Source organism: Lentibacillus kimchii, assembly GCF_055381965.1.
In genome coordinates, this window is record NZ_AP043934.1 from 67,087 (window position 1) to 84,756 (window position 17,670).

Genomic DNA, 17,670 nt, shown 5'->3' on the forward strand with positions numbered 1-17,670 from the left:
CCTTTAATGCTAATTAGCAGTGGCTGTACGAGCGATCTTGCCCTGCTCAATATAGACAAGCAGAATCGAAACATCAGACGGATTGACGCCGGCAATGCGTGATGCCTGCCCGACCGAAAGCGGACGGACTTTTTTGAGTTTATCTTTAGCTTCGTACGCGAGGCCGTCAATAGCGTCATAATCCAGATTATCCGGAATTTTTTTGTTTTCCATTTTAAGCATCCGCTCAACTTGCTCATTGGCTTTTTTAATATAGCCTTCATACTTAATTTGAATTTCTGTCTGCTGCTTAACAACGTCGGGCAGCAATTCATCTGATTCAATGACTTTCTCCAGCATAGCATAAGTGATTTCCGGCCGTTTTAGCATTTTATAAGCATTATCAGCCTCTTTAAGCGGGGAACTATTTGCTTCCTGGAGCATTTGCTGAACAGCTGGCTCCGGTTTAAGCGTGATTTTAGCCAAGCGTTCTTTTTCTTGTTCAACGAGGCGTTTTTTCTCGACAAATTGACTATACCGTTCCTCGCTGATCAGGCCGTAGTCATAACCAACTTTCGTAAGACGTAAATCGGCATTGTCGTGACGCAGAAGCAAACGATACTCAGCCCGCGATGTCAGCAGACGGTAAGGTTCTTTTGTCCCTTTTGTCACAAGATCATCAATGAGAACGCCAATATAGGCCTGTGAGCGGTCGAGAACAAGCGGGTCCCGGCCGGTAACCTTAGCGGCCGCATTAATACCAGCCATGATTCCTTGAGCAGCTGCTTCTTCATAGCCGGATGTGCCATTGATCTGTCCTGCTGTAAACAACCCAGGAACAGCTTTCAATTCAAGGGTTGGCCATAATTGTGTCGGCACAACAGCATCATACTCAATCGCATACCCCATCCGCATAATTTCGGCATTTTCTAATCCAGGAACCGTTTTGACCATCTCATGCTGCACTTCTTCCGGCAAAGATGTTGACAGACCCTGGACGTATACTTCTTCCGTATCTCTTCCTTCTGGCTCCAGGAAAATCTGATGGTGCGGCTTATCATGGAACCTGACAATTTTATCTTCAATTGAAGGACAATAACGTGGACCAGTTCCCCGTTTCATACCGGAGTACATAGATGACGACGTCAAGTTGTCGTTAATAACCTGATGGGTAAACTCATTGGTATACGTCAGCCAGCACGGAATCTGATCCGCTAAATAATCTGTTGTTTCATAGGAAAAGCTTTGCAGTCTTGGTTCACCTGGCTGCTCCTCCGTTTGTGAATAATCGACTGAATGGCTGTTGACTCTTGGAGGTGTGCCCGTTTTAAAACGTGTTAAATTAAGGCCCATGCTGTCCAGATTTTCAGCCAGTTTAATCGAGGCGCGCTGATTATTCGGGCCACTTTCATACTCGAGGTCCCCCATCAGCACTTTACCACGCATAAAGGTGCCTGTTGTGATAATGACCTGATCAGCATAATAAGCAGCTTTTGTCTCGGTGAGAACGCCGCGGCACTCACCGTTTTCCATAATCAGCTCATTGACCATGCCCTGTCTTAGAGTCAAATTTTCCTGATTTTCTAAGACATGCTTCATTTCTTTAATATATAACGGCTTATCTGCCTGTGCCCGCAAAGCCTGCACAGCAGGTCCTTTCCGTGTGTTCAGCATACGCATTTGGATGTGTGCTTTATCAATGACTTTACCCATCACACCGCCAAGTGCATCCACTTCACGAATGACAATTCCTTTTGCCGGACCGCCAAGTGACGGATTGCACGGCATAAAAGCAACCATATCCAGGTTCAGGGTCAGCATTAACGTTTTGGCACCCATCTTGGCTGCAGAGACACCTGCTTCAACTCCAGCATGACCGGCTCCAACGACAATGACATCATAATGCCCGGCGTCATAGACCATCTCTTTCACCCTTTCTGTTTGTTGTACTGATTCTTATATGCTGCCAGGCCTTTATTTACCCAGGCAGAACTGCGAAAACAGCTGATCAATCAGACTGTCACTGGCTGTATCACCAATAATTTCGCCGAGAAGTTCCCACGTACGTCTTACGTCAATTTGTGCAATATCAAGAGGCATCGCCAGCTCAAGGCTTTCCATAGCGTCTTCCAGTGCTTGCTTCGATTGTTTCAGCAATTGAATATGACGAGCATTCGAGACATAGGTCATATCACCTGTCTCAATGTCACCGGCGAAAAATATCGAAGCAATAGCTGAAACCAGTTCATCGATACCTTTCTCTTGAATCAACGAAGCCGTGATGACTGGTTTATCCTCTGCCAGCTGGTTAACCTCATCCATATCAAGCTTTTGCTCCAAATCAGTTTTGTTAATAATAACAATATAGTCCATTCCTTGGACAGCTTCAAACAATTGACGATCTTCATCAGTCAGTTCCTCATTATAATTAAGCACAAACAAGGTCAGATCTGACTCACTAAGCACTTGGCGTGAGCGGTCAACACCGATTTTTTCCACAATGTCCTCAGTTTCGCGAATGCCTGCTGTATCAACCAGTCTAAGCGGTACACCGCGTACATTGACATATTCCTCGATCATGTCGCGAGTCGTACCAGGCACCTCTGTAACAATCGCCTTGTTTTCCTGCACGAGCGTATTCATTAATAATGATTTACCAACATTCGGGCGGCCAATAATCGCTGTTGACAGCCCCTCTCGTAAAATTTTTCCCTGCCTGGAGACCTCCAGCAAGTGGTCAATCTCTTTATAGACTTCTTGCGTCTTCGTCTGCATCATATTATGAGACAATTCTTCGACATCGTCATATTCGGGATAATCAATTGTCACTTCCACTTGAGCAACAGTCTCCAAAAGATCCTGCCTGAGACGCCTGATTAATTCAGACAGATGACCATCCATCTGTTTCATAGCGACATCCATTGCTTTATCCGTCTTAGAACGGATTAAGTCCATAACAGCCTCTGCCTGAGACAGATCAATCCGGCCATTCAAAAAAGCCCGTTTAGTAAACTCACCTGGCTCCGCAATCCGCACATCTTGCTCAAGCACAATTTCCAGCACACGGTTAACTGCGACCATGCCACCGTGACAATTAATCTCCACGACATCTTCACGGGTAAACGTTTTAGGTCCCCGCATAACCGTAACCATGACTTCCTCCACCACATCATTGGTCTTTGGTTCAATAATTTTACCGTGGTGAATCGTATGTGACGCGACTTCAAGCAAGTTTTTCCCTTGAAATAGTCCGGATGTCACAGGAATGGCTTCCTCACCGCTTAAACGGACAATCGAAATCGCCCCTTCGCCAACGGGTGTCGAGATTGCTGTTATCGTGTCTGTTTCCATCATCTCACCCCCCATTCTGTCCGTCAGATTTTATCTATAACTAACACATTATTTATTCACTGACAATACCATAGAATATCATATATTAGCCAAAAAATAAACTTATCCACAGTGTTAATTCGGCCTGAAATTAAAGGGTGTTTATCCACATGTGGATAAACACCCTTTAATCATGGGCATGCTCTCTTTATAAATAGCAAAAAAGAGGACGGGACAAAAGAGGCTTTTATCAAACATGATTCATTCTAAGCTTGATAAGTCTCCCTATACCCCATCCTCGGCTTTAGCTTCGTTTAAGCTGGGTTGATCACAACACATCGATAGGGTTCAGCCCCATCTGAAGTCGTTGAAATGTGCGGGTCACTCTGTAAAGCATTATGGATAATTTTACGTTCAAAGGAAGGCATGGCATCAAGAGCCACTTGACTGTGCTGTCGCTTCACTTGATCTGCCGTTTTCTTAGCAAGACCAACAAGTGCATCATGCCGGCGGCCACGGTAACCTTCTGCATCTACCGTTACGTTGTAAGATGTCCCAGAATTCTTATTCACCACTTGGTCGACTAGATATTGAATAGCGTTGAGCGTCTGGCCACGCTTGCCGATTAACAGAGCAATTTTATCACCGGATAAATCAAATGTAACATGCTTGCCCGATACAGCAGTGGTTACGTCGACCGCTACATTCATCTTGTCCGTGATACTCTGCAGATAAATCTCTGCCGTTTTAATATGATTCTCTTCCATTGTTACTCTGACAACGGCCCGTTTGGAGCCAAACACACCCAGCCAGCCTTTTTTACCTTCATCAATAACCTCAATGTTAACATGGTCCCGCGTGGTGTTTAACTGCTCTAATGCTGATTGAACCGCCTCCGCAATCGTTTGCCCACTAGCAGTTATTTCCTTCACTTTTTACTTCCCCCATTTTCCTGCTTTTTCATCATGGGCTTACGAATGAAAAGTGTCTGAGCAACCATGAACACGTTACTCACGACCAGGTATAATGCAAGTGCTGACGGAAAGATAAACGCAATGACCATAATCATAATAGGCATGATGTACATCATAACTTTCATTTGCGGGTTTTGCGCAGCACCCTGATTGCCGCTCATCATCAATCTTTGCTGCAAGAACATGGCGGCACCTGCTATAAATGGCAAAATATGCAGCGGATCCGGTGAGCCCAGCTGAAACCAGAGAAATGAGCCTTCCTGAATCTCAGGTGTACGCCGAATTGCGTGATATAGCGCAATCAATACTGGCATTTGCACAATAATCGGCAAACACCCTGCAAGCGGATTAACATTATGCTCCTGGAATAGCTTCATTGTCTCTTCCTGTAATTTTTGCTGCGTATTTTTGTCCTTGGAAGAATATTTCTTTTGAATTTCCTGGAGCTTTGGCTGAACCTCCTGCATCGCCTGTGAGCTTTTCAATTGTTTAATGTTTAACGGTAAAACGATCAGACGGATAATGGCCGTGATAACAATAATAGCCGCCCCGTAATTTTCGTTAAATATGTTAGCTATATATTTGATAGCTTCAGATAAAGGGTAAACAAAATATGAATTCCAGATCCCCTCACTCTCTGAAGTGATAGGCTCATTAATCTGGGTACAACCGGAAAGAAGCGCGATCAGTCCAATTAAGGCCACGAGCAGCCAAATTTTTTTACGCAATTTATTTCCTCCTAACTGATTTAAAGCACGGGGAGTTGCCTGCACGCATAGAAGAGTGACAGTGTCATATAAAACCAGCCATCTTCAAGCTTGCTGCGGTTATAAAACCTCTATGTAAGAATCCTTATACAGTTTAGCATTAAGTAAATGCAAGATTCCAGATGAAAACGGAAAACTTGGCTATTTTTTCACCAGCAGCTGTTTTTTACGCAACAAATGAAGAAGACTTTGTTTCACCTGATGAAAATTCATTTGCTTTGTTGGCTGCCTCGCAATAATAATCACATCATAGCACGGTTTGACATGATCCTCCAATTCAATGAAAGCCTGCCGCAAATAACGTTTAATCTGGTTTCTTGTCACGGCATTGCCGATTTTTTTACCGACCGATACACCAATGCGGAAATGCGCTTGATCAGGCTTGTCCAGATAATAAACAACAAGCTGCCGATTAGCAAACGACTTGCCCTGCCTAAACACATATTGAAATTCTCGATTATTTTTAACACGGTATCTTTTCTTCAATCCGATCACCTTCTATTAGCATTCCCCGTCACAGTGGAAAAAAGACCACTGAAAATGTCAGTGGTCTAAGCAGACAATACTTTTCTACCTTTACGGCGACGGCGCTTCAGTACCTGGCGTCCATCTTTTGTACTCATACGTGCACGGAAACCATGTACTTTTTTCCGCTTGCGATTATTTGGCTGATATGGTCGCTTCATTTGTCATACACCTCCCTGAAGAATTTAAACGTTCTAACCACACGTTTGTGGTAACTTAAATAGTATAAAGATAAAACCGGACCCTTGTCAACTTCAACTGGCCTTCTAATTAGTTACCAAGCCATCCACAAGCCCTGTTTTTATATGTCACCCTTTCATTCTAAATCCACAGCAATAATCGACAAGTTACACACATCATACAAGGGTGTGGATAAATTTTATACGCAAGTGCTGAACTTTGTGGACAAATGTCGAAGAGCCGTTGCATGGCTGACTTTTTTCTGGTATTATGTTTGTGTTTCAACATGTGTAAAACGCTAGATGACGCTTTCAATATCCACAGATTGTTAATAACTTGTGGATATCTATTAACACCCCTGTTCATGTATTTATCAACAATCCTGTGGACTTCGTTTATAAATGAAGACAAAACGATTGGTGTCCTCATTCAGTTATGCACAGATAAATTTTATATTTTTTATTGCCTTTCTGTTTTGCGAAAGGGTTTTTCTATCGTAGCCATCTAATTTATTAAAATTGAAAGGGGTGACATGCAGTGGAAAACATCGAAGAACTCTGGGATGCCGCATTAAAAAAAATTGCTGAAAAAATAAGTAAACCCAGCTTTGAAACCTGGCTGAAAAATACAGAACCCAAAGCTCTGGAAAATGATACGCTTACCATTATGGCACCAAATGAATTCGCACGTGACTGGCTCGAAGGCCGTTATACAACATTAATTAATGACATATTACTCGAAATAACCGGTGCCAGACTGTCAGCGCAATTTATTATCCCGGACAGCCAGGAGCCAGCCGATGACGATGAACAACAAAAGAAAGTGCCAACAGATACAAATAAAAAGATGGACTCTCATAAAACAATACTGAATTCCAAATATACCTTTGATACGTTTGTCATCGGCTCAGGAAACCGCTTTGCTCATGCGGCATCACTAGCTGTTGCTGAAGCACCAGCTAAAGCTTATAATCCCTTGTTTGTCTATGGGGGTGTTGGTCTGGGCAAAACGCACTTAATGCATGCCATCGGTCACTATGTAAGGGACCACAATCCGGAAGCCAATGTTGTTTATATATCATCCGAAAAATTTACCAATGAATTTATCAACGCCATTATGGAAAATAAAGCAACCCAATTCCGGAACAAATATCGTAATGTAGATATTCTATTAATAGATGATATTCAATTTATCGCCGGAAAAGAATCAACACAGGAAGAATTTTTTCATACGTTTAATGCCCTTCATGAGGATAATAAACAAATTGTTATCTCCAGTGACCGGCCGCCTAAAGAGATCCCAACACTTGAGGACCGCCTTCGTTCCCGTTTTGAATGGGGACTGATTACAGATATTACACCGCCGGATCTGGAAACACGCATAGCCATTCTGACAAAAAAAGCAAAAGCTGACGGACTGGACATTCCAAATGAAGTTATGCTCTATATTGCTAATCAAATCGATACCAATATCCGGGAGCTTGAAGGCGCCTTAATCAGAGTTGTTGCCTATTCTTCGCTCATTAACGAGGATATTGATGCATCGCTTGCAGCGGATGCTCTGAAGGATATTATCCCAAGCAGCAAACCACAGACAATTACGGTTCATGGCATCCAGGAAGCTGTCGGGGAAAAATACGATGTGAAATTAGATGATTTTGCAGCTAAAAAACGAACAAAATCAGTTGCCTTTCCACGGCAGATTGCAATGTACCTCGCACGTGAATTAACCGACTTATCTTTACCAAAAATAGGTGAGGAATTCGGCGGAAGAGATCATACAACCGTTATTCATGCACACGAAAAAGTTGTCAAAATGATGGAAAATGACACCCTTCTGCACAAAGACATCGAGGAATTAAAAGAAGGCTTAAAATCATTTTAGTTAAATACTTGGGGATATTGTGAATGAAAATGCAAACTTGTGAACATTTTATCCACATGTGTATAACCTTGATTTCATTACGCAGCAATGAGATATCCACATAATCACAAAGCCTACTGTTACTACGACTGTATTTTTATAACTAAATAATTAATATATGCTTAAAAAGGAGAATTCACCTCATGAAATTTACCGTCCAGCGTCAGCAATTAATCGCTAGTGTGCAGGATGTAATGAAAGCCATCTCACCAAGAACAGCTATTCCTATCTTGAGCGGCATTAAGCTTGAGGCTGGTCCTAATGGGATTACACTGACTGGAAGTGACTCAGACATATCAATTGAATCATTTATACCTGCTGAGACCGATGGCATGGTTTATGTCGAACAGATTGAGGCTGGAAGTATTGTGCTGCAGGCACGTTATTTTTCTGATATTGTCCGGAAACTGCCGGAAAAAACAGTTGATATTGAAACAGATAACAAATTTAATGTAACCATTAAGTCCGGAAAAGCGCTGTTTAAGCTTAATGGCCAGGATGCCGGTGAGTACCCGCAATTGCCTGAAGTAGCCAGCAGCAATAGCTTTGACATTCCATCTGACTTATTGAAGAATCTGATCAGGCAAACAGGTTTTGCTGTTTCAACAATGGAAACAAGGCCCATATTAACCGGCGTCAATATTGAACTTGCTGATGGTACACTAAGCTTTACAGCAACTGACAGTCACCGGCTTGCTGCACGGAGCGTTCCCATGGAGAATGCCCAATTCAGCATTTCCAATGTTGTTGTACCGGGAAAAAGCCTTAATGAATTGGCAAAGGTGCTTGATGACGATGATGACAACGTCCAAATCAGTATTACGAATAACCAGATTCTATTCCAGACAAGTCATCTGCACTTTCTATCCAGGCTTCTGGATGGGAATTTTCCAGAGACAGCCAGACTTATTCCTGAACAGAGCCAAACAGTTATTCATGTAAAAACAAAAGATTTAATTAATACAATTGACCGAGCTTCCCTTCTGGCCAGAGAAGAACGCAATAATGTTGTACGTCTTACGACAGAAAATAAACAGGACTTACACATTACAAGTAATTCCCCGGAGGTTGGTCAGGCCTCAGAGGAAGTGCAGCTCCAGGCTGTTGAGGGGGATGATCTGAAGATTTCCTTCAGTGCCAAGTATATGCTGGATGCTCTGAAAGTGATTGAAAATGAAGATGTTCGCATTGAATTCACCGGAGCCATGCGCCCATTCGTACTTAGGCCTGCTGATGACAATTCCGTCTTACAGCTGATTTTACCGGTTAGAACTTACTGAGCTTATTTGTGTATAGCCACATATCACGAGGCTGGAATAAAAGATTCTCTTATGATTCGTCTTTAGGATTGATAACTTTCGAATTTGTCCAGCCTCGTTTTGCCACTTTTAACCACAATCATGAACCTAACGCTTCCCATAACACGAAAACTTTAGTAAAATAGACGGGAGTTAAACGTATTGTTGAATAACGATAAATTTGGTGATGACGATGCAAAATCCTGAAAAAATAACGATTGAAACAGACTATATACCACTCGGTCAGTGCATTAAACTGCTGAATATATTTGACTCAGGCGGCATGATAAAAACTTTCCTGCAGGATGAAGGTGTTTTGGTGAACGGCGAAATGGAACACCGCAGAGGGCGAAAGCTTTATCCGTATGATGTTATTGACATGGGTGATATTGGTGTTTACGTCGTTACAAAAGGTGAATAACGGAGAATTGCCATGCATATTGACCAGCTACAATTAAAAAACTTTCGAAACATTGAAAAGCTGTCAGTCTCCTTTGATGACAAAATCAATATCATTATCGGCGAAAATGCCCAGGGGAAAACAAACCTGATGGAGGCGATTTATGTTCTTGCCTTTACCAAATCCCACCGGACACCGCGGGAAAAAGAATTGATCCGCTGGGAACAGGAATATGCCCGAATAGAAGGCAGGCTGACAAAGCGCGGACAGTCAATTCCGCTGGAGATTATACTGTCAGCAAAAGGCAAAAGAGCCAAACTTAACTGGCAGGAGCAGAAAAAGCTGAGTGATTATATTGGTGGTTTAAATGTCGTCATGTTTGCACCTGAGCATTTATCACTTGTTAAAGGTGAACCCAAAATCAGACGGCATTTTATCGATATGGAACTTGGCCAGATTCAGCCGGCCTACGTTTATCACCTTGGCCAGTATCAAAAAATTCTGAGACAGCGGAACCATTTGCTAAAACAGCTGCAACGGCGCGAAACACAAGATACAACCACGCTCCATGTTTTAACAGATCAAATCGTGCAGCATGCTGCAACACTTGTGGAACGCCGGTTTGTTTTTTTGGATCTGCTGCGGCAGTGGGCCGCCCCGATTCATGAGGGGATCAGCAACGGATCCGAACAGCTCACGATACGTTATGCACCAACGGTTGACGTATCAGAATGGATGACTAAGGCAAAACTGGCAGATATATATGCTAATAAATTCCGCGAACTGCAGGCAAAGGAGATCGAACGTGGTACAACATTGATTGGCCCACATCGCGATGATGTTCATTTTCATGTCAATGCCAAAAATGTACAAACTTACGGTTCGCAGGGGCAACAGCGGACGACTGCCCTTTCTGTCAAACTGGCGGAAATTGAACTGATATGCCATGAAGTCGGGGAATATCCAGTCCTGATTCTTGATGATGTCTTAAGTGAGTTGGATGACTTCCGGCAATCCCATTTATTAAATACGATTCGCGGCAAAGTCCAGACATTTGTTTCAACAACCACGATTGACGGCATCGATGAGCAGACGTTGGAACAGGCACAGTTATTCCATGTCAGTGGGGGCACGATCAACACATGATACTGGGGGGATAGGATGTTTATTCATCTTGGCAATGATAATGTTATTCGCTCCGAAGACGTTGTCTCGATTATTGATTACAGTATTGTAAAATCCTCAAGCATTATGGAAGACATGGTCAAGAAAAAAGCTGACCAGCAGCAAATTTACGGACCAGCTGATGAGGCTAAATCAGTTGTTGTAACCCGTGATACCATCTATTACAGCTCACTATCTGTTCCCACACTTAAAAAACGCTCCAGTATGAGTTCTATGATCAGTAAACTGGATGACTATTCTGATGATATCGAGTGACGTTTGTTTTAACAGCCCATGATGCAAGGAAAACCTATTAAAGTATGTGAAAACATATGGCTTGCCCGGTTCTCAAGCAGGCTATGTTTTTCCAGGAAACGCAGGTGAAAAAAATGTCAGCAGATCAAAATAATTCACATGAACAAGATTATGGCGCCGATCAAATACAAGTGCTGGAGGGACTTGAGGCCATACGGAAACGTCCCGGCATGTATATTGGTACGACAAGTGAGAGAGGATTGCACCATCTGGTATGGGAAGTCGTTGATAACAGTATCGATGAGGCGCTGGCGGGTTTTTGTGATAAAGTCCAGGTCATAATCGAAAAGGATAATAGTATAACGGTGACTGACGATGGGCGTGGAATCCCGGTTGATATTCAGAAAAAGACTGGCAAACCGGCGCTTGAGGTCATTATGACAGTACTCCATGCTGGTGGTAAATTTAACCATAGCAGTTACAAAGTTTCCGGCGGCTTGCACGGCGTCGGTGCTGCTGTTGTTAATGCATTATCCAGTTATTTGGAAGTCTATGTTCACAGAGACGGCAAAGTCTATTATCTTGGCTTTGAAAAAGGTGCACCACAGGGAGATATCGAAGTAGTTGGTGACTCAGACGTGACCGGCACGACAACACATTTTAAACCCGATTCTGAGATTTTCACGGAAACGACAGAATTCAATTTTGACACACTTGATCAGCGTGTGCGCGAATTGGCCTTCTTAAACAAAGGTGTCACGATATCACTCGAAGACAAACGGACGGATGAGGACCCGGTTGAGTATCACTATGAGGGGGGCATCAGCTCCTATGTTGAGTATATTAATCGTGACCGGGAAGTGCTGCATGAACCGTTTTACGCTGAGCGTGAAGACTCGGAAATCATGGTAGAAGTTGCTATTCAGTATAATGACGGCTTCAGCAGTAATATTTACTCCTTTGCTAATAACATTCATACGTATGAAGGCGGTGCGCATGAATCCGGGTTTAAATCCGGGCTGACGCGTGTCATTAATGATTATGCGCGAAAGAATAATATGTTTAATGAGAATGATCCGAACTTAAGTGGTGATGATGTCCGTGAAGGTATGACAGCCATCATTTCCATTAAGCACCCGGACCCGCAATTTGAAGGGCAGACGAAGACAAAACTCGGGAACAGCGAAGTGAAACGTGTGACAGACACCACATTAAGTGAGGCATTTTCCAAGTACTTATTTGAAAATCCGGACATTGCTAAACTTGTCGTTGGAAAAGGCTTAATGGCTTCGCGGGCCCGAACTGCAGCCAAAAGGGCACGTGAATTAACCCGCCGTAAAAGCGCACTTGAAGTAAGTAATCTGCCTGGTAAGCTGGCAGACTGCTCATCACAGGATGCAGCGATCAGCGAATTGTATATCGTGGAAGGTGACTCAGCAGGCGGTTCTGCTAAACAGGGTCGTGACAGACACTTCCAGGCTATTTTGCCTTTGCGCGGCAAGATTCTGAATGTCGAAAAGGCACGGCTTGATAGAATTCTCTCAAACAATGAAGTTCGTGCCATGATTACAGCAATGGGAACCGGCATCAGTGATGAATTTGACATCACGAAAGCCCGGTATAATAAGATCGTTATTATGACTGATGCTGATGTGGATGGTGCGCATATCCGTACATTGCTGTTAACCTTCTTCTATCGCTATATGCGGCCGCTGATTGAACATGGCTACGTTTATATTGCCCAGCCGCCTTTATATAAAGTCCAGCAGGGCAAGACGGCCCGTTATGCTTTCGATGATGATGAGATGCAGCGCATTCTTGATGAATTGCCGAAATCACCAAAACCAGGTCTGCAGCGTTACAAGGGGCTTGGTGAAATGAATGCTACCCAGCTTTGGGAAACAACCATGAATCCGGAAAGCCGGACATTGCTCCAGGTTGAATTGACTGATGCGATGGAGGCCGATCATATTTTTGACATGCTAATGGGCGATAAAGTGGAACCACGCCGTAACTTTATTGAAGAAAACGCCCAGTATGTTCAGAATTTGGATATCTAACCGGCCCTTTTAAGTATGCCGGATTAAACTGATGCCGGCACTTTGATTTAGAATTTGGAGGTAATGGAATGGCAGATGAACAACGTCCAAACGTTCAGGAAATTAATCTCAGCCAGGAGATGCGCACATCCTTTCTCGACTATGCCATGAGTGTCATCGTATCGCGGGCTTTGCCTGATGTTCGTGATGGCATGAAACCTGTCCATCGCCGAATACTTTATGCTATGAACGATCTTGGTATGTATTCAGATAAGCCGCACAAAAAATCTGCCCGTATCGTCGGCGAAGTGATTGGTAAGTATCACCCGCATGGGGATTCAGCGGTTTATGAATCGATGGTTCGTATGGCACAGGATTTTAGTTATCGTTACATGCTGGTGGACGGTCACGGAAATTTTGGGTCCGTCGACGGCGATTCGGCGGCGGCCATGCGTTATACAGAGGCCCGCATGTCTAAAATTTCGATGGAATTACTGCGTGATATTAACAAAGATACCGTAGATTATGCCGATAACTATGACGGAACCGAGCGGGAGCCGGCTGTCTTTCCGGCGCGGTTCCCGAACCTGCTTATTAATGGCGGAGCTGGTATTGCCGTGGGGATGGCAACGAATATTCCACCCCATAATCTGGGTGAGACAATTGATGCCGTACTGGCTGTCAGCAAGGATCCTGAGATTACGATTCAGGAATTAATGGCGTATTATCTTCCTGGTCCTGATTTTCCAACAGCCGGTGAAATTCTTGGCAAAAGTGGTATACGCAAAGCCTATGAAACTGGAAAAGGGTCAGTCGCAATCCGGGCAAAGGTACATATTGATGAGCACGCAAATGGTAAGTCATCGCTGATTGCAACGGAATTGCCATACCAGGTTAATAAGGCGAAATTAATCGAAAAAATTGCTGAGCTCGTCCGTGAAAAACGGATTGAGGGCATCACTGATCTCCGGGATGAATCAGACCGTGATGGTATGCGTGTGGTTATTGAATTACGCCGTGATGTAAATCCAAATATAGTGCTTAATAATCTTTATAAATATACAGCTCTGCAAACGACCTTTGGCATTAATATGCTCGCTTTGGTTAACGGGCGTCCAGAAGTATTAACCATTAAGCAATGCATTGAACACTACCTTGATCATCAGAAGGATGTTATTAAACGGCGTACGGCTTTTGAATTGCGAAAGGCCGAGGCACGTGCTCATATTCTGGAAGGTTTGCGTGTCGCACTTGATCACCTGGATGAGGTTATTTCACTGATCCGCAATTCGAATACGACAGATATCGCACGTGAGGAACTGATGACGAATTACAGCCTGAGTGAAAAACAGGCACAGGCCATTCTGGATATGCGCCTGCAGCGTCTCACAGGCCTTGAACGCGAAAAGATTACCAACGAATATGATGAGCTTCTCCAGCAAATTGCTGAGCTGAAAGCTATTTTAGCTGATGAGGAGAAAGTGCTTGAGATTATCCGGGACGAATTATCGGAGATCAAAGAGACCTATAATGATCAACGCCGGACGGAAATCATTGCTGGCGGAGCGGACTTTATAGAAAATGAAGATTTGATTCCTGAAGAAAATGTTGTTATAACGCTCACCCATCAGGGTTACGTTAAACGCCTCCCTGCATCCACGTACCGGACACAGCAGCGCGGCGGACGCGGCATTCAGGGCATGGGGACAAATGAAAATGATTTTGTGGAACACTTAGTCTCCACGTCGACACATGATACGATTCTTTTCTTTACCAACAAAGGAAAAGTGTATCGCGCGAAAGGCTATGAAGTTCCTGAGTTCAGCCGTACGGCTAAGGGCATCCCAATTATTAATCTGCTCCAGATTGAAAAGGATGAATGGATCAATGCTGCCATTTCTGTATCGGCCTACAGTGATGACTACTATTTATTCTTTACGACGCGATATGGTTTATCAAAACGCACAAAACTGTCACAGTTTGCGAATATACGCAAAGGCGGTCTGATTGCTTTGGGTCTGCGTGATGATGATGAACTGATTTCGGTCCGGTTAACAGATGGAACAAAGGATATTATGATGGGTACCCGAATGGGCCATTTGATCCGCTTCCCGGAAATTCAGGTACGTTCGATGGGACGAAATGCAGCCGGCGTACGCGGCATCTCTCTGCGGGAAGATGATGAAGTCATCTCCATGGAAATCCTTGATGACGGTTATGATGTACTGCATGTGACTAATAAAGGCATAGGTAAACGGACGCCGGAAGAACAGTATCGTATCACCAATCGCGGCGGAAAAGGTATTTTTACGTGCAAATTGGCTGAAGACAGTGAAGTCGTCGCTGTTAAAGCCGTTTCGGGTGAAGAAGACATCATGATGATCACCGTTGCAGGTGTGCTGATTCGCATCCCCGTCGCTGATATCTCCCAGACTGGCCGCAGTGCCCAGGGAGTGCGTCTGATTCGTCTTCAGGAAAATGAAGAAGTCGCAACGGTTGCCAATGTCGAACGAGAGGATAATGCAAGTGCTGCCGGCGATGAGAAAGATGCTGAAGAAACGGAAACAACAGACGAGCAGGATAATGATCAGGAGTCCTAAGTGACTGATAAAACCTAAGCTGACAGGTGTCCCGGCCAACACACTAATACGTTTGTGTTCGCGCTGGGCCACCTTTTCTTTTAAGGAGGCCTGGCCATGCGTGTTAAGCCATCGCAGTTAGTGTCTGGATGTATACTGTTGCAAGACGTGATGGGGAAAACAGCTAAACCAATCATTCCTAAAAACGTGACTTTAACAGACAGTCATATCACAGTATTACAAAAATTTTTAGTTGAAACGGTTGATATCTCAAAAACATTGGCCAGTGGCGAGCCATTTGAACCTGGGACAGCCGATGATGCCGCGCAGCAGTCCCTAAGTGCTCAGCCAGCTGAAGACACCTTTGCTGACAAGTACAAAACAGCCGTTTCGGACTTTAAACAGCTATTTAAAGGCTGGCAGAATCATAATCCTATCGATATTACAGATGTGCGGCAGGTGCTCATTCCTTTATTTGAATCAATTGACCACCCTGGGCGGGCTGTTTTTACATTGCATCAACATGCCTTACAAGAAGACTATATTTATCATCATAGTGTATCTGTTGGCATTCTTTCTGCGTATTTGGCTAAAAAAATGGGCTATGATAAGGGGAGATGGCTGCAGATTGGTTTGGCAGGTGCGTTATGTGATTGTGGTATGGCCCGAGTGAATGATGCATTGCTGCAAGAGGACAGGGCATTGCTTAACCGCGAGCTGAAGGATCTTAAACAGCACCCGGTCTATGGCTATCGCATGGTGGAAAAACTTCCTGCACTCACACAAGATGTGAAAGTGGCTGTGCTCCAGCACCATGAACGACTGGATGGTTCCGGGTATCCACTGGGACTGAAAGATCAGACCATTCATGATTATGCCCGTATAATTGCTGTATGCGATTTGTATCATGCCATGACATGTGAACGCAGTTATCGGGAGAGGCAGTCCCCGTTCGCCGCGATTGAGCAATTGCGGCATGATCAATATACGAAACTCGACCACCACATTGTTAAGTCGTTTATGGATAATTTTGTCAATAGCTCAGCCGGTGCCACTGTCCGGCTTTCAACGGGTCAGGTTGGCGAGGTTGTTTATACGGATGCTCAACAGCCGGCGCGTCCGCTCGTAAGAGTTAACGATACAGGCAGTATTCTGCCCCTGACAGATTACCCGGACCTCAGCATTACAGCGATGTGGGACTAGCCTGATTTAAAGGCTGTCATGCTTTTGCAGCAGAATCCGGCCGAGCATAAGCGGTACTTTTTCTGACGTTATATTTAAAAATGCCTTAACAAAAGAATAATCCTGATCGGGCCGGTCCGTCAGCAGGTCACCCCACCATTCCGGTTCATAACGACAGAGCATGCTCAGGTTATAGAGCAGCAAATAGTGCAGCAGAACTTCTGGTATGGCTAAAAAGTTTTCACGGTGGTACGGAAAATAAAGCTTTTGGCATTTACTGTCTGTGAAAAAGGGGCTGTTTGCTGCAGGCTGAAAAGGCTGGTCTAACGTGACGGCAATACTGGTGCGGTTTGTCTCCTGCCGTTCGATGGCCGGCACAAAGGGTTTAATCCGTTTAATCAGGGCATTGGCCGTTATGTGATAGCTGTCCAGCAGGGATGCAGGAAACTGCAGCTGCCCGCCTCCTGCATCACCGACAGCTGCGAGTTTCTGTTTCCTTTGAAATGTCCATAAAGAATCCATTTCCGGGATCAGACTTAATAGCTGAGCCATAGTCACTTTAGTAAAAGGTGGCTCGTTTACAGCAAATAAATATTTTGCTGCATAAGGATACAATCCATTATTCTGAAGCTTGACTTCATCCGCCATAAATGTATAATCTCGCTTTTTCCGTTTACGTGCCGATACACCGTGGGCGAGTATTGCTGTGGATTCAGGGTAGTCTGGCCTTACCGTCAACAAAGCAGCCTTCAGCAGATGACTCATGCCATAGAATAACAACAGCGGCTGCAGCAGTGTTTCCAGCTGTTTTCCGGTTTCGTAAAAACGCAGTCCGTGATCGAGATAATTGATAAAGGCGTGAGTGTTTTCAAAACTTTTGACCTCAGCATTAACACCTTCCAGCTGCTGATAACACCTATATAAAAAGGACTGGGAGGTCTGCTGTGACTGGAGATACGTATAAAAGTCCTTTACGTGCTGTGTGTCCATCGTCTTTCCTCCTTTAGTAATCTGATTTTTTTAAATTAAATTTCTTTTATTACAATCATTCAAGCATATTGAAAAAGCCGAAGAG

The 17,670-nt window shown here is 44.0% G+C and carries 15 protein-coding genes; 8 read left to right on the forward strand and 7 right to left on the reverse strand.

What is annotated here, in order from left to right; translation table 11 throughout:
- Window positions 1-9: 9 nt before the first annotated feature.
- From mnmG to rpmH, 6 genes are all read right to left on the reverse strand, one after another.
- Window positions 10-1,902, reverse strand: a complete 1,893-nt coding sequence (gene mnmG, locus ACZ444_RS00635; protein WP_382358014.1) for a tRNA uridine-5-carboxymethylaminomethyl(34) synthesis enzyme MnmG — start codon at window positions 1,900-1,902, stop codon at window positions 10-12.
- Between the two features lie 51 nt (window positions 1,903-1,953).
- Entirely contained in the window at window positions 1,954-3,330 is a 1,377-nt protein-coding gene (gene mnmE / locus ACZ444_RS00640; RefSeq protein ID WP_382358016.1) for a tRNA uridine-5-carboxymethylaminomethyl(34) synthesis GTPase MnmE, read from the reverse strand.
- Window positions 3,331-3,623: 293 nt separating this feature from the next.
- Window positions 3,624-4,241, reverse strand: coding sequence for an RNA-binding cell elongation regulator Jag/EloR (gene jag / locus ACZ444_RS00645; RefSeq protein ID WP_382358017.1), 618 nt, complete (start codon window positions 4,239-4,241; stop codon window positions 3,624-3,626).
- Complete coding sequence (gene spoIIIJ, locus ACZ444_RS00650) at window positions 4,238-5,011, reverse strand: YidC family membrane integrase SpoIIIJ (RefSeq protein WP_382358018.1); 774 nt, start codon at window positions 5,009-5,011, stop codon at window positions 4,238-4,240. The genes jag and spoIIIJ overlap by 4 nt, the downstream gene beginning before the upstream one ends.
- A gap of 180 nt (window positions 5,012-5,191) precedes the next feature.
- The gene (gene rnpA, locus ACZ444_RS00655; protein WP_382358019.1) at window positions 5,192-5,536 is read right to left on the reverse strand and encodes a ribonuclease P protein component; all 345 of its coding nucleotides are present in this window, start codon (window positions 5,534-5,536) and stop codon (window positions 5,192-5,194) included.
- Between the two features lie 65 nt (window positions 5,537-5,601).
- Window positions 5,602-5,736, reverse strand: a complete 135-nt coding sequence (gene rpmH / locus ACZ444_RS00660) for a 50S ribosomal protein L34 (protein ID WP_382358020.1) — start codon at window positions 5,734-5,736, stop codon at window positions 5,602-5,604.
- A 556-nt stretch (window positions 5,737-6,292) separates the two neighbouring features.
- On the opposite strand from rpmH, the gene dnaA reads away from it, so the two are divergent.
- The 8 genes from dnaA (at window position 6,293) to ACZ444_RS00700 (ending at window position 16,616) form a co-directional block, all read left to right on the forward strand.
- A complete protein-coding gene (dnaA, locus tag ACZ444_RS00665) occupies window positions 6,293-7,639 on the forward strand; it encodes a chromosomal replication initiator protein DnaA (RefSeq protein ID WP_382358021.1) in 1,347 nt (448 codons plus the stop codon).
- A 182-nt stretch (window positions 7,640-7,821) separates the two neighbouring features.
- Window positions 7,822-8,958, forward strand: coding sequence for a DNA polymerase III subunit beta (dnaN, locus tag ACZ444_RS00670; protein WP_382358022.1), 1,137 nt, complete (start codon window positions 7,822-7,824; stop codon window positions 8,956-8,958).
- Window positions 8,959-9,169: 211 nt separating this feature from the next.
- Window positions 9,170-9,397: an RNA-binding S4 domain-containing protein gene (locus tag ACZ444_RS00675; protein WP_464433493.1), complete on the forward strand. Its 228-nt coding sequence runs from the start codon at window positions 9,170-9,172 to the stop codon at window positions 9,395-9,397.
- A 12-nt stretch (window positions 9,398-9,409) separates the two neighbouring features.
- Complete coding sequence (gene recF, locus ACZ444_RS00680) at window positions 9,410-10,522, forward strand: DNA replication/repair protein RecF (RefSeq protein WP_382358025.1); 1,113 nt, start codon at window positions 9,410-9,412, stop codon at window positions 10,520-10,522.
- 15 nt (window positions 10,523-10,537) lie between these two features.
- On the forward strand, window positions 10,538-10,816 hold the full coding sequence (remB, locus tag ACZ444_RS00685; RefSeq protein ID WP_382358026.1) for an extracellular matrix regulator RemB: 279 nt from the start codon (window positions 10,538-10,540) through the stop codon (window positions 10,814-10,816).
- A 113-nt stretch (window positions 10,817-10,929) separates the two neighbouring features.
- Window positions 10,930-12,855 carry a DNA topoisomerase (ATP-hydrolyzing) subunit B gene (gene gyrB, locus ACZ444_RS00690; protein ID WP_382358027.1) on the forward strand — a complete coding sequence of 642 codons (1,926 nt, stop codon included), beginning with the start codon at window positions 10,930-10,932 and terminating at the stop codon, window positions 12,853-12,855.
- 68 nt (window positions 12,856-12,923) lie between these two features.
- Window positions 12,924-15,434, forward strand: a complete 2,511-nt coding sequence (gyrA, locus tag ACZ444_RS00695) for a DNA gyrase subunit A (RefSeq protein ID WP_382358028.1) — start codon at window positions 12,924-12,926, stop codon at window positions 15,432-15,434.
- A gap of 96 nt (window positions 15,435-15,530) precedes the next feature.
- The gene (locus ACZ444_RS00700) at window positions 15,531-16,616 is read left to right on the forward strand and encodes an HD-GYP domain-containing protein (RefSeq protein ID WP_382358029.1); all 1,086 of its coding nucleotides are present in this window, start codon (window positions 15,531-15,533) and stop codon (window positions 16,614-16,616) included.
- A 6-nt stretch (window positions 16,617-16,622) separates the two neighbouring features.
- Here ACZ444_RS00700 and ACZ444_RS00705 read toward each other — a convergent pair whose 3' ends face one another.
- Window positions 16,623-17,585 (reverse strand): YaaC family protein, encoded by a 963-nt coding sequence (locus ACZ444_RS00705; RefSeq protein WP_382358030.1) that lies wholly within the window; start codon window positions 17,583-17,585, stop codon window positions 16,623-16,625.
- Between the last annotated feature and the right edge of the window lie 85 nt (window positions 17,586-17,670).

Coding starts and splice junctions, on each gene's coding strand:
- mnmG (WP_382358014.1), bottom strand. CDS start 1,902: ATGGTCTATGACGCCGGGCATTATGATGTCATTGTCGTTGGAGCCGGT.
- mnmE (WP_382358016.1), bottom strand. CDS start 3,330: ATGGAAACAGACACGATAACAGCAATCTCGACACCCGTTGGCGAAGGG.
- rpmH (WP_382358020.1), bottom strand. CDS start 5,736: ATGAAGCGACCATATCAGCCAAATAATCGCAAGCGGAAAAAAGTACAT.
- dnaN (WP_382358022.1), top strand. CDS start 7,822: ATGAAATTTACCGTCCAGCGTCAGCAATTAATCGCTAGTGTGCAGGAT.
- ACZ444_RS00675 (WP_464433493.1), top strand. CDS start 9,170: ATGCAAAATCCTGAAAAAATAACGATTGAAACAGACTATATACCACTC.
- recF (WP_382358025.1), top strand. CDS start 9,410: ATGCATATTGACCAGCTACAATTAAAAAACTTTCGAAACATTGAAAAG.
- remB (WP_382358026.1), top strand. CDS start 10,538: ATGTTTATTCATCTTGGCAATGATAATGTTATTCGCTCCGAAGACGTT.
- gyrB (WP_382358027.1), top strand. CDS start 10,930: ATGTCAGCAGATCAAAATAATTCACATGAACAAGATTATGGCGCCGAT.
- gyrA (WP_382358028.1), top strand. CDS start 12,924: ATGGCAGATGAACAACGTCCAAACGTTCAGGAAATTAATCTCAGCCAG.
- ACZ444_RS00700 (WP_382358029.1), top strand. CDS start 15,531: ATGCGTGTTAAGCCATCGCAGTTAGTGTCTGGATGTATACTGTTGCAA.
- ACZ444_RS00705 (WP_382358030.1), bottom strand. CDS start 17,585: ATGGACACACAGCACGTAAAGGACTTTTATACGTATCTCCAGTCACAG.